Below are 13,088 nucleotides of genomic sequence, written 5' to 3' on the forward strand. Positions count from 1 at the left end.
CCGCCGGTCGTCGCCTGCGCGGCCAACGGCGGAGACGCGGCTCAATGCATGGCGATCGCGCGCTCGCCAGCCGGCAGAGTGCGCACGCCGACGAGGACGATGAGCACCGCCATCAGCAGCAGCAGGCTGGCCGCGGCGACGGTGCCGGTCACGCCGTCCACTGCCAGAATGGCCCCGCCGCCGGCGGCGCCGACCGAGATCGCGAGCTGGACCGAGGCGACGAGCAGGCCGCCGGCGGTTTCGGTCTGGTCGGGCACGGCGCGGGTCAGCCAGGTCGACCACGCCACCGGAACGCCGCCGAAGGCGAAGCCCCACAGGGCGAACAGGATGGTGTGGCCCATGGTATCCGCCGGCACGGTGACGAGGGCGATGCCCAGCCCGGCCATCAGCAGCGGCATGCCGAGCAGGGCGGCCTTCAGGCTGCGCTCGATCAGGGGGCCGGCCACCAGCGTGCCCACGAAGTTCGCGAGGCCGAAGCCGAGCAGGATCGCCGACACCGCGTTGATGCCGACGCCGGTCACGGTTTCAAGGAAGGGCCGGATATAGGTGAACACCGCGAAATGGCCGGCGAAGGCCAGCATCGCCGCGACGATTCCGAGCGCGACCTGCGGCCGGCGCAGCACATCGACGAGAGTACGCAGCCGCGCCGTGCCGGTCGGCGCCATGCGCGGCAGAGTGAGAACCTGCGCGACGATGGTCACGACGCCCATGGCCGCAGCCATGAGGAACACCGCGCGCCAGCCCGCCAGATGGCCGAGATAGCTGCCGACCGGAGCCGCGAAGATGGTGGCGGCCGAGACGCCGCTGAACAGGATGGAGAGCGCGCGCGGCACCATTTCTTCGGGAACCAGCCGCATGGTGAGCGCCGCCGACATCGCCCAGAAGCCGCCAAGCGCGACGCCGAGCAGCACGCGCCCGGCGATCAGCAGCGGGAGATTGGGCGCGAAGGCGACCGCGAGGTTCGAGATCACCAACAGGATCGAGAAGGCGATCAGAAGGCTGCGCCGATCAATGCGCTGCGTGGCCGCCGAGACCAGCAGGCTGGCGACGAGCGCGACCAGGGCGGTCGCCGTCACCGCCTGGCCGGCGGCGCCCTCGGTGATGCCGAGGTCGGCGGCCATCGGGGTCAGCAGGCTGGCGGGCAGGAATTCCGCCGTCACCAGACCGAAAACTCCCAAAGTCATCGAGCCGACGGCAGCCCAGGCGGGCGAGATGGGTGCCGCCGGAGCGGCGTCGAGCGCAAGCGTGTCACTCATTCATTGGCCTTTCAGGAAGGGATGGTGCATTGCAACACGCTATGCTGGTTTCTCAGGACGAACTATGCCAGCATGTCCGGCATGTTTGATCATTCGTCCGAAGAATCCGGCGCCATCCCGCCGCAGGCCTATCCCGACGTCGTGAGCGAACTGCTCGGCGGGATGAGGTTCGTGGGCCTGAAATATCGCCGCATCCAGATATCCCCGCCGTTCGGCGTGCATTTCGGCAGCGAGGCGGGACGCGCCCAGTTCCATTTCATCTCGCGCGGCACGGTCTATCTGCGCCGGGCTGGCGAGGTGGAAAAGCTGGAGGCAGGATCGGCGGTGCTGCTGCCGCATGGCGGCGCGCATGATCTCGTCTCGGCGCCGGACCTGCCGTGCAAGACCGTCTTGGCGTTCGAGGAAGCGCCGCTCTGCGGCACGGTGGCTGCGATCAACGCCTGCGACATCGACGCCTGCCGCAGCACCGACGTGGTGATCTTCAGCGGCTGCATGGAGTTCGAGCTCGGCGGCATGACCCCGCTGGTGGCGCTGATGCCCTCGGTGATGTCGGTCGGCACGCTGCTGGACCGCTATCCCGAACTGCTGCCGATGCTGGAAGCGATGGAGCGGGAAACCCGGGGCGATCGCGCCGGGTTCGCCGGCATACTGGCGCGCCTCGCCGAGGTGGTGTCGGTCTTCATCGTCCGGGCATGGGTCGAATGCGGCTGCGGCACGGCGTCGGGCTGGGTGGCGGGGCTGCGCGACCCCCGGCTCGCACGCGTCATGGCCGCGCTGCACCGTCATCCGGGCCGGGAATGGACGGTGGCCGAGCTGGCCTCGGTGATGGGCAGCTCCCGCTCGGTCTTCGCCGCGCGTTTTCTGGCGGTGACCGGCATGACGCCGCTGCGCTATCTCACCGAGCTGCGCATGCGTCTGGCGGCGCAGTGGATCACGCGGGAGAAGCTGTCGATCGACGCCGCCGCCAGCCGGCTCGGCTACGGCTCGCAGGCCGCCTTCAGCCGCGCCTTCAAGCGGACGATGGGCTATGCGCCGGGGGCGATGCGCGCGGCGCAGCTCGCCCCGCGCGCGGCAGAATAGCGCCCGGCGTAACACGGAGCCGGCGTCAAGGACCGGCGCGGCGCGGGGTGGCCCGGCAGGAAGGTGGGCTGGGCCAGCACGACGCAGAAGGGGGCCAGCGCTAGCTGAGGGAGCGGGGCACACGCAACGCGCCCGACTCGCCCGGCTGGCTGGAGCCGTTTCCCGCCGGTGTTCGGCAGTCATCGCAGATCATTCACAGCTGGCTGCGGGCGGCGACGCCTGGATAGGGGACGCTCATCGCGACCGATGCCTCCGGTAGCGTCGCCGCTCGCCACCCCGCCTCGATCCGGCACTGCGAGATTAATCGTTCACGTTCAAATATTTAGCTCCAGGAATCTCTGCGACCGCTCTCGCTGTTTCGGGGCAAAAGGGCGCATGACTCATGCGCCCCGCGAGCGCGGCGGGCGCGGGGCGGCATGTACGTTTCGCTGCCGGGCGGAACAAAAGCGCTTGATCTTTGAGTGTACATGATCATAGATGATATAGGATTTGTCACTTAAGGCGTCGTTCCGGCGCCGGTGTGGATCACCCTCGGATTGCCGCCGGACCTGTCGCACTTGCGGTCGGGCCCGCGACACGCCGCGGGGTTCATTTCCTCTCTCTCCGCCGCATGCCGTGCCGGCGAAGGGGGCAACGAGAACAATAAGTGCGCCGTCCAAGGCGCAAGCCGCTAGATCGCAATTGTGTGCTGAACATCGCGGGCGGCGAGAGGCCGTTGCGCGAGCAGCGACACAGGGAGGAAAATGACGTGAAAAATCAAGCTATCCGTGCCGGCCTGCTCACGGCGTCCGCGCTCGCGCTCGGCCTCACCGCTTCGGGCGCCGCCCTTGCGGAATGGAAGCCCAACCGTCCGGTCGAGCTGGTCGTGTCGGCCGGTCCCGGTGGCGGTTCGGACATCTTCACGCGTGTCGTGCAGGCCGCGCTGACCAAGAATTCGCTGGTCTCGACGCCGCTGCTCGTCGTGAACAAGCCGGGCGGCTCCGGCTCCGAGGCATTCGCCTATGCCGAGGACAATCCCGACAGCCCGTACAAGCTCTATTTCGGCACCCAGGACGCCTATGTGCTGCCGCTCACCACCAAGGTGAACTACAGCATGAAGGACCTGAAGCCGGTCATGACCATGGCCTCCGACGTGTTCATCCTGTGGACCAACCCGAAGGCGTCCGGCATCAACACCGCGCAGGAATTCGTCGAGAAGGCCAAGGCCGCTCCCGGCAAGGTGCGCATCTCCGGCGCCAAGGCCAAGGACGCCGACGAGACGCTGGTGACGCTGATCGAACGCGCGGCCGGCATCGACCTCGCCTACATCCCGTACAAGAGCGGCAGCGAGGCCGCGATCCAGGTGGCCGGCGGCCATGTCGAGGCCAACACCAACAATCCGAGCGAGAGCCTGGAGCAGTGGAAGGCCGGCAACCAGAAGCCGCTCTGCGTCTTCACCGCCGAGCGCCTCGCCGACAAGACCGTGGTGGCCGAGGGCATGAGCTGGGCGGACATTCCGACCTGCGTCGAAGCCGGCATCGATGTGAAGAACTTCCTCCAGCCGCGCACGGTGTGGATGGGCGCGGACGCGCCGGCCGAAGCGGTGGCCTATTACACCGATCTGCTGAAGAAGGTGGTCGATACGCCGGAGTTCAAGGACTATTCCGCGCGTAACGTCCAGATCAACAAGGTCCTCGTCGGCGACGACTTCAAGGCCTACGTCGCCGAACAGGTGAAGAACTACGAGAAGATCTACCAGGACAATGGCTGGCTGCTGTCCTCCGGACAGTGATCTCGCCTTTCGGCCGCTTCGGCGGTGTCCGTCCTCGTGGAGTAAGTTGGATGGAAATATCCCGGAACACCATGGAAGTGGCCACGGCCACGGCGACCGCCCTCGTGGGGGCGGTCGTCTGCTACGGCTCGCTGGAAAACGGCATCGGCTGGACCGAGTCCGGTCCGCAGCCTGGCTATTTCCCGTTTGGCATCGGCTGCCTGATCATCGTGGGCAGCCTCGCCAACATCGTTTACACGCTGTGGAAGAGCTCGGCCCGCACCGCCGCTGCCGGTCCTGCCGGCGAACTCGCCGGCGCAGAGGGTGAGCCGTTCATCGACGGCACGCGCCTGCGGCAGCTCGCAGCCTTCTTCCTGCCGATCGTCGCGATGGCGGTCATCTCGGCCTGGCTCGGGCTCTATATCGGCATGGCGCTTTATATCTTCTACGCCATGAAGGTTTCGGTCGGATTTCGTACCGTCACGAGCCTGTTGATCACCGCCGCGGTGGTCATCGTCAACTTCGTCATCTTCGAGACCATCTTCCTGGTTCCTCTGCTCAAGGGACCGATCCTCGAATATTTCGGCATCTACTGAAATAAGACAAAAAAGAGCTGAGGAAGCGACTCATGGGCAATTTCGGACAATTGATGGATGGCTTCGCCATCGCCCTGACCACGCACCACATCATGGTGATGGTGATCGGCGTGCTGCTCGGTCTTGTGGTCGGCGTGCTGCCGGGCCTCGGCGCGCCGAACGGCGTGTCGCTGCTGCTGCCGCTGACCTTCACCATGGACCCGATCTCCGCGATCATCCTGCTGACCTCGATGTATTGGGGCGCGCTGTTCGGCGGATCGACCACCTCCATCCTGTTCAACATTCCCGGCGAACCATCCTCGGTCGCCACCACCTTCGACGGCTACCCGATGGCCAAGCGCGGCGAGGCGGTGCGGGCGTTGACGCTGGCGTTCTCCTCGGCGGGCTTCGGCGCGCTGGTTGGCGTCCTCGTCATCACGCTACTGTCGGGCTGGGTGGCGAATTTCGCGCTGCGCTTCGGCTCGCCTGAATATTTCGGCGTCTACTTCCTCGCCTTCGCCAGCTTCATCGGCATGTCCGGCGGCTCGCCGTTCAAGACGCTGGTGTGCATCATGCTCGGCCTCGCCGCCGGCACGGTGGGCATGGACACCATCTCCGGCGAGGGGCGGCTCACCTTCGGCATCCCCGACCTCGCGCGCGGCATCTCGTTCCTGATCGTGGTCATCGGCCTGTTCGGCCTTGGCGAACTGCTGGTGACGGTGGACGAGGGCTACAAGTTCGACGGCGTGAAGGCCAAGCTCGACCTCTCGGTCATCCTCCGCACGCTCGCCGAGCTGCCGCGTTACTGGGCCACGCTGCTGCGCAGCGCAGTGGTCGGCTGCTGGATGGGCATCACTCCCGGCGGGCCGACCGCGGCCTCCTTCATGAGCTACGCGCTGGGGCGCCGCTTCTCCCGCCGGGGCAAGTTCTTCGGCAAGGGCGAGCCGGAAGGCATCGTCTCGCCGGAGACGGCGGACCACTCCGCCGGTTCCTGCGCCCTGCTGCCGATGCTCGCGCTCGGCGTGCCCGGCTCGGCCACGGCGGCGGTGATGATGGGCGGCCTGATGATCTGGGGCCTGTCGCCCGGGCCCATGCTGTTCTCGACCCGCCCGGATTTCGTGTGGGGCCTCATCGCCTCGATGTATGCCGGCAACGTCATCGCCGTCGTGCTGGTGCTCGCCACCGTTCCGCTGTTCGCCTTCATCCTGCGCGCGCCGTTCACGGTGGTCGGGCCGCTGATCGCGATCATCTGCGTGATCGGCGCCTATACCGTGTCGAACCACATGTTCGACCTGTGGCTGGCGCTGATCTTCGGTGTCGTCGGCTACGTCTTCAAGAAGCTCGACTACCCGCTCGCCCCGTTCGTCCTCGCCGTGGTGCTGGGCGACAAGGCGGAGGATGCGTTCCGCCAGTCGATGCTGTCCTCGGGCGGCTCGCTCACCGTGTTTTTCGAGACGCCGCTGGTGGGGACGATGATGGGGCTCGGCATTCTGCTGCTGCTGCTGCCGCTGGTGTCGCTGCTAGTCAGCGCGGTCTCCGGGAACGGCAACGGGCCGGACGTCGCCAAGACGCCCGACCACCAGACCTCGCGTACCTGACCCGCGCAAGGTGGCGGCGCCCCGGTGCCGCCACCCACGATACGGTATTTTAAAACCTCTCTCAGTGAGTTGCGCCATGTTCGGAGCTCTGCGCCTACCCAACACCATCCTCTTCGGCAGCGGTCAGCGTCACGTGATCGGCTCCGCAACTGCCCGCTTCGGCACGCGCACGCTGGTGTGCACCGATGCCCGCATGGCGCAGCTCGACGTTTTCGCCGCCGTCATCAAGGACCTTGAGGCCCATGGCGTCGAGGCCCGCGTGTTCGACCAGACCATCGCCGACCTGCCGATCGACTCGATCAAGGAATGCGTGGCCGGCGTCGGCGACTTCAAGCCCGACAGCATCATCGGCATCGGCGGCGGCAGCTGCATCGACATGGCCAAGGTGGTCTCGGTGCTGCTCACCCATGGCGGCGAGCCCAGCGCCTATTACGGCGAGTTCGCCGTGCCCGGCCCGGTGCTGCCGCTGATCGCGGTGCCCACCACCTCCGGCACCGGTTCCGAGGTCACCCCGGTCGCGGTCATTCTCGACAGCGCGCGCGGCACCAAGATCGGCATCGCCAGCCCGTACATCATCCCGCACATGGCGGTGTGCGACCCCGAGCTGACCATGACCTGCCCGGTCGGCCTCACCGCCTGCTCGGGCGCGGATGCGCTGGCCCATGCCGTCGAGGCGTTTACCAGCAAGACCCGTCCGGCCGATGCGATGCTGACCGAACAGCACGTCTTCATCGGCAAGAACCTGCTCTCCGACCATTTCGCTCGCCTCGCGGTGTCGAACGTGTTCCGCTATCTCGCCCGCGCCTGCAAGGACGGCAGCGATGTCGAGGCCCGCGAGGGCATGATGCTGGCCTCGTTGGCCGCCGGCTGCGCCTTCGGCACGGCGGGCACGGCGGCCGCCCATGCACTGCAATATCCGGTCGGCAACCTCACCCACACCTCGCATGGCGACGGCGTGGGCGCGCTGCTGCCCTTCGTCATGCAGTTCAACCGTTCGGCGAGCCCCGAAGCCTTCGCGGAGCTGGCCGGTGTGGTCGGCCTCGGCGATGCGTCGATGAGCGTGGACGAGCGTTCCCAGCTGTTCATCGATGAAGTGGCGACGCTGTTCGCCGCGATCGGCATTCCGCGGTCGCTCCAGGCTCTGGGCCTTGCCTCGGGCCATGAGAACGACGTCGCCGCCGGGGCGCTGAAGGCGGAGCGGCTGGTGAAGAACAATCCGCGCCCGCTCGACCTCGCCGCGATGCTCCACATCACGCAGGCCGCCTATGCCGGCGAGCGCGCCGCGCTGCTTAATCTCTGACCATTACCGGGACACAGATCATGTCGACCACCACCGCGCACCAGATGCCCGCCGATACCGGCGCGACCTATGTCGTTCCCGGCTACGGGGCGAAGGATTCCTTCCCGATCCCGACCGACCTGCTGATCGGCGACGCCTGGGTCGCCGGCAGCGGGGCGGAGCGCATCGACGTTCTTAACCCCGCCACCGGCACGGTGCTCACCTCGGTCGCCGACGCGACGGTGGCTGACGGCATGGCCGCGGTCGACGCCGCGCAGGCCGCCGCCGCCTCCTGGGCCGCGACCCCGCCGCGCGCCCGCGCCGTCATCCTGCAGCGTTGCTTCCACGCCATGGTCGAGCACGCCGACTGGCTGGCGCAGCTGATCTCGCTGGAAAACGGCAAGGCGCTGCCGGATGCGCGCTCCGAAGTCATGTACGCCGCCGAGTTCTTCCGCTGGTACGCGGAAGAGGCGGTGCGCATCAATGGCGACATCGGCATCGCCCCGGCCGGCGGCAACCGCATCATGGTGCAGTACCAGCCGATCGGCATCGCGCTGCTGATCACGCCGTGGAACTTCCCGGCGGCGATGGCGACCCGCAAGATCGCCCCCGCGCTGGCCGCCGGCTGCACCTGCATCCTCAAGCCCGCGGAAGAGACCCCGCTGACCGCGCTGGCGGTGGGCGAGATCCTGCGCCGCGCCGGGGTGCCGGCCGGCACGGTGAACATCATCAACACCTCCGACCCGGCCTCGGTGTGCCGCGCTATCCTGCGCGACCGCCGCGTGCGCAAGCTGTCCTTCACCGGCTCGACCGAGGTCGGCCGCATCCTGCTGCGCGAGGCGTCTTACAATGTCATCAACTCCTCGATGGAGTTGGGCGGCAACGCGCCGTTCCTGGTGCTCGACGACGCCGATCTCGACGCCGCCATCGACGGCGCGATGATCGCCAAGATGCGCAATGCCGGCGAAGCGTGCACGGCGGCTAACCGCTTTTATGTACAGGAAGGCATTTATCCCGCCTTCGTCGACAAGCTGGTCGAGAAGATGAGCGCGCTGAAGCTGGGCGCAGGCACCGACACCACCACCCAGTGCGGCGCGATGATCAACGGCGCATCGATCGAGAAGATCGAGACGCTGGTGAACGACGCGGTGGGCAAGGGCGCCCGCGTGCGGCTCGGCGGCAAGACGCCGGCCGGCGAGGGCTTCTTCTACCCGCCGTCGGTGCTCGACGAGGTACCGCTGAACGCCGACCTGCTGCGCGACGAGATTTTCGGGCCGGTGGCGGCGGTGGTGCCGTTCAAGGACATCGAAGACGCCGTGCGCATGGCCAACGACACCGAATATGGCCTCGCCGCCTATGTCTACACCGAGAACATGAAGCTCGGCCTCCAGCTCGCCGAGCGGCTGGAATACGGCATGGTCGCGCTCAATCGCGGTCTGGTCTCCGATCCCGCCGCGCCGTTCGGCGGCGTCAAGCAGAGCGGCCTCGGCCGCGAGGGCGCCCATCACGGGTTGCTGGAGTTCACCGAGGCCAAGTACATCGCGGTCAACTGGTGACGAGGGCGCGGGCGGGCGGCGTCACGCGCGCGCCCGCTCCGCCGCTTGGTTGGAACGATGAGAACCTATATCTTATATCATCGTTGGGTTAGGTTTGATTCACATGGTCGCCAGCATCCAGGAACCTCTGCCCTTCTCACGGCTGGCGTCGCCTGACGATCGGCGTCCCGCCTATCCGCAGTCGCTGGTGGAGCTTGCCTACGAGCAGCTGCTCTCCATGCTGGTGACGATGCAGATCGCGCCTGGCGCGCATATCAGCATCGAAGCGCTGGCGCGGCAGCTCGAAATCTCGCAGACCCCGATCCGCGAGGCGCTGACGCTGCTGGAGGCGCAGAAGCTCGCCTACAAAATCCCCAATGTCGGCTTCCGGGCGGCGGAGCTGCTGACCCGGCAGGAGGTGCACGACCTGTTCGAGCTGCGCCTGCTGATCGAGCCGGCGGCGGCGGCCTTCGCGGCGGAAAAGGCCAATGACGAGGCGCTGCGCGCGCTGGAAACGCTCGCCGAGGAGATGTCGCGCCAGCAGACCGGAAACGAGCTGGCCTATGCCCAGTTCGCGGAGGGCGATGCGCGGCTGCACCAGCTGGTGACAGCGGCGAGCGGCAATCGCTTCATCGCCGAGACGGTGGAGGGGCTGCACGTCCACCTGCACATCTTCCGCTTCCTGTTCCAGACCAACGCCACCGCCAAGGCGGTGCAGGAACATGAGGCGATCGTCAGTGCGCTTCTCGCGCGCGACACGGCGGGCGCGGAACAGGCGATGCGCGACCATCTGCTGGCCTCGCGCGGGCGCATGACGCTGGCGCTGGACGAGCAGGAGCGCCTGGCCGGTGCCGGCCTGTCGCCGGAAGGCGGCGGGCGCCCGCGCTCGCGCCGCGCGCGCAAGCGCTGAAGCCGTCCGAAGCACGCGGCGAACGCGATCAAGGTTTGACAAGGGGTCCGCGTCGTAATTAAAATCATATAGGATATATGATGCATCGCCCTCCCGATGAGGGCCGGAGCGTATAGTCGTGCATCCCCGCGCCGATGCGGTGCGCCGGGATGGAACAGGTCTCTTATCCCGGCGCGATGCGCGTTCCGCCGCGTTGCCGGGCAATGACATAATGGGAGGAATTGGTGATGGCTCTGCCTCTAGAGGGCATCCGGGTGCTCGACATCTCGCAGGTGATGGCGGGGCCGTTCTGCTGCATGCTCCTGGCCGACATGGGCGCTGACGTCATCAAGATCGAGCCGCCGGGCACGGGCGATTCCACCCGCCATTCCATGGGCTTCCGGCTCAAAGGCACGGACAGCCCCGGCTTCCTGGCGCTGAACCGCAACAAGCGCAGCATCACGCTCGACCTCAAGTCGCCGGAAGACCGCGAGGTGCTCTACGCGCTGGTGAAGACCGCCGACGTGCTGGTCGAGAACGCCCGTCCCGGCGTCGCCTCGCGCCTCGGCATGGACTACGCCACGCTGAAGGCGATCAACCCGCGCCTCGTCTATGCCAGCATTTCCGGCTTCGGCCAGACCGGGCCGTGGTCGCAGCGGCCGGGCTTTGACCTGATCGCGCAGGCGGTCTCCGGCGTGCTCAGCTCCAACGGATTCCCCGGCATGGAGCCGGCCAAGAACTCCATTGCGGTGGCCGATCTCGGCGCCGGCCTGTTCAGCGCCTACGCCATTCTGAGCGCGGTGATCGGCCGCCAGGCCTCCGGCGAGGGCCAGCACATTGACGCCTCGCTGTTCGAGGCGGCGCTGGCGCTCTCGATCTGGGAGACGACCGAACTGTGGGGCACCGGCAAGTCGCCCGCGCCCATCGGCTCGGCCAATCGCATGTCCGCGCCCTATCAGGCGGTGGAGGCCTCAGATGGCTGGTTCGTGATCGGCGCCGCCAATCAGGGCCTGTGGCTTACCTTCCTCAAGGTGCTCGGCCGCGAGGAGCTGCAGCAGGATGCGCGCTTCTCCACCAATGCCGCGCGCGTGCAGAACCGCATCGCGCTGATGGAGGAACTGGCGCCGACCTTCCTCACCCGCACCCGCCAGGAATGGATCGACGCGCTGATGGCAGCCGGCGTGCCGACGGCGCCGATCCTCGATTATGGCGAGGCGGTCGCCAGCGAGCAGGCCGAAGCGCGCGAGATGGTGCAGATGGTGCCGCACCCCGTCGAGGGCGAGTTCCGCGCGCTCGGCTTCCCGGTAAAGCTCAGCGCCACCCCGCAGGAAATCCGCCTCCCGCCGCCGCTGCTCGATGAGCATGGCGACGATATTCGCCGGGAACTGGTCGAGAAGGGGCTGCTGGCGCAGCCGAAAGCCAAGAGCGTCGCGTGATGAGCACTCCCGGCATCGATTTCGAGAAGACGGGCGACGTCGCCTTCGTCCGTTTCAATAACCCCTCGGCGCACAACGCCCTGACCAGCCAGATGTGGCTCGACCTGCGCGACGCCGCGCGGGCGATCGCGGACGATCCCTCGATCCGCGTCGCGGTGTTCCGCGGCGTGGGCGGCAAGGCGTTCGTCTCCGGCACCGACATTTCCGGGTTCACCAAATTCGCCAGCGGCGCCGACGGCGTAGCCTATGAGCGCAACATCGACGAGTGCATGGGCGCGGTCGACGCCATACCGGTCACAACCATCGCGGTGGTCGACGGCTGGGCGGTCGGGGGCGGGCTCAACATCGCCTCAGCCTGCGATTTTCGCCTCGCCACGCCGGGCGCGCGCTTCGGCTCGCCCATCGGCCGCACGCTCGGCAATTGCCTCTCGGCGCTCAGCATGGCGCGGATCGGTGGCGCCATTGGCGTGCCGCTGGCCAAGCGCATGGTGCTGCTCGGCGAGATCATCTCGGCCGAGGAGATGCTCGATAAGGGCTTTCTGCTGAAGATCCTCGACGCCGAGGCGATGGAGGCCGAGATCGAGGCGCTGTGCCGCCGCGCGGCTGAGAACGCGCCGTTGACCACGCGCGCCACCAAGGCCACGATCCGCAAGCTCTCCCTTGACGAACTGCCGGACATCGAGGCGATCGTTTCCGAGGTGTATGGCAGCGAGGATTTCCGCCGCGGCGTCGAGGCGTTCCTCGCCCGCACCAAGGCGGTGCCGGCCTGGTCCGGCAAATAGCGCGGAACGGATAGGCGCTGCCGGGCCGTTCAGCGGTCCGGCTGCACCTCATTGTCGAGAACGCGGCGGGTGACGCGCCAGCCATTGAGATGGTGGGCCCGCAGCAATTCGCGCAGCAGCGGGCCCTGCCGCTGCTTGAGCGCCTCGACGATCTGCTCGTGTTCCATCACCGCGCGCGCCCAGCGCTCGCTCACCCGGTTGCCGGCGAAGCGGTACAGCCGGACGCGCGCGCTTTCCACCCGGTAGACCCGCGACAGCGCCGGATTATGCGCGCAGTCGACGATGGTCTGGTGGATGTCCTGGTTGATGCGGAAATAGCCCATCAGGTCGCCCGCCCGCTGGCAGGCCACCATCTGCCCGTGCAGCGCCTCGACGCGCGCGAACTCCTCCACCGTGCCGCGCGCGCAGGCAAGCTCCGCCGCCACGCTTTCGAGGCCGGCGAGCAGTTCCATGGCGAGGTCGACCTCGTCCGGCGAGAGCCGCGTCACCAGCGCGCCGCGATTGGGCACGATCTGCACCAGCCCCTCGGTCTCCAGAATCTTGAACGCCTCGCGCAGCGGGGTGCGCGTGACGCCCAGCCCCTCGGTCAGCATGCGCTCGGAGATGCGCCCGCCCGGCGGCAGCTCGCCGGCCAGGATCATGTCGCGGATGCGCTCGACGACATGGGTCGCGCTGCGTCCGCGCAGCGTTCGCGCCGTGTCGGGCGGCAGATCGAGGAGGGTGGGGTCGGAGAGGGATTGCATGCAAACAACTTCCCATGAGCCGGATCAAATGTCCATTTCGATTGACGATCATTGTTATTGCATTCAATATAGGAAAATGCACTTTGTCGCCGCGCGGTGCGGGCCGATGTTGTGGTCAGTGCCGCCCGATTGCCGGCAATCCGCTGCGACGCGAAACGCGCCCGG

At 67.4% G+C, this 13,088-nt stretch carries 11 protein-coding genes; 9 read left to right on the top strand and 2 right to left on the bottom strand.

Features of this window, described 5'->3' with window-relative positions:
• Positions 1–41: 41 nt before the first annotated feature.
• The gene (locus VRZ77_RS01510; RefSeq protein WP_414590948.1) at positions 42–1,256 is read right to left on the bottom strand and encodes an MFS transporter; all 1,215 of its coding nucleotides are present in this window, start codon (positions 1,254–1,256) and stop codon (positions 42–44) included.
• A 72-nt stretch (positions 1,257–1,328) separates the two neighbouring features.
• Between VRZ77_RS01510 and VRZ77_RS01515 the strand changes: the two genes are divergently transcribed.
• The 9 genes from VRZ77_RS01515 (at position 1,329) to VRZ77_RS01555 (ending at position 12,180) form a co-directional block, all read left to right on the top strand.
• Positions 1,329–2,336: a cupin domain-containing protein gene (locus tag VRZ77_RS01515; protein ID WP_414590949.1), complete on the top strand. Its 1,008-nt coding sequence runs from the start codon at positions 1,329–1,331 to the stop codon at positions 2,334–2,336.
• A gap of 748 nt (positions 2,337–3,084) precedes the next feature.
• Complete coding sequence (locus VRZ77_RS01520; protein ID WP_414590950.1) at positions 3,085–4,107, top strand: Bug family tripartite tricarboxylate transporter substrate binding protein; 1,023 nt, start codon at positions 3,085–3,087, stop codon at positions 4,105–4,107.
• A gap of 71 nt (positions 4,108–4,178) precedes the next feature.
• Positions 4,179–4,682, top strand: coding sequence for a tripartite tricarboxylate transporter TctB family protein (locus tag VRZ77_RS01525; RefSeq protein ID WP_414591099.1), 504 nt, complete (start codon positions 4,179–4,181; stop codon positions 4,680–4,682).
• Positions 4,683–4,714: 32 nt separating this feature from the next.
• Positions 4,715–6,259, top strand: a complete 1,545-nt coding sequence (locus VRZ77_RS01530; RefSeq protein WP_414590951.1) for a tripartite tricarboxylate transporter permease — start codon at positions 4,715–4,717, stop codon at positions 6,257–6,259.
• 76 nt (positions 6,260–6,335) lie between these two features.
• Positions 6,336–7,559 carry an iron-containing alcohol dehydrogenase gene (locus tag VRZ77_RS01535; RefSeq protein WP_414590952.1) on the top strand — a complete coding sequence of 408 codons (1,224 nt, stop codon included), beginning with the start codon at positions 6,336–6,338 and terminating at the stop codon, positions 7,557–7,559.
• Positions 7,560–7,579: 20 nt separating this feature from the next.
• Positions 7,580–9,094, top strand: a complete 1,515-nt coding sequence (locus tag VRZ77_RS01540; protein WP_414590953.1) for an NAD-dependent succinate-semialdehyde dehydrogenase — start codon at positions 7,580–7,582, stop codon at positions 9,092–9,094.
• Positions 9,095–9,197: 103 nt separating this feature from the next.
• Entirely contained in the window at positions 9,198–9,983 is a 786-nt protein-coding gene (locus VRZ77_RS01545) for a GntR family transcriptional regulator (RefSeq protein WP_414590954.1), read from the top strand.
• A gap of 227 nt (positions 9,984–10,210) precedes the next feature.
• Entirely contained in the window at positions 10,211–11,398 is a 1,188-nt protein-coding gene (locus tag VRZ77_RS01550) for a CaiB/BaiF CoA transferase family protein (RefSeq protein ID WP_414590955.1), read from the top strand.
• Positions 11,398–12,180 (top strand): enoyl-CoA hydratase, encoded by a 783-nt coding sequence (locus tag VRZ77_RS01555; RefSeq protein WP_414591100.1) that lies wholly within the window; start codon positions 11,398–11,400, stop codon positions 12,178–12,180. Before VRZ77_RS01550 ends, VRZ77_RS01555 begins: the two co-directional genes overlap by 1 nt.
• A gap of 29 nt (positions 12,181–12,209) precedes the next feature.
• Here the strand turns inward: VRZ77_RS01555 and VRZ77_RS01560 are convergent, their stop codons facing one another.
• A complete protein-coding gene (locus VRZ77_RS01560; protein WP_414590956.1) occupies positions 12,210–12,923 on the bottom strand; it encodes a GntR family transcriptional regulator in 714 nt (237 codons plus the stop codon).
• Positions 12,924–13,088 lie beyond the last annotated feature (165 nt).

The organism is Ancylobacter sp. G4_0304 (genome assembly GCF_047501495.1).
GTDB lineage: Bacteria > Pseudomonadota > Alphaproteobacteria > Rhizobiales > Xanthobacteraceae > Ancylobacter.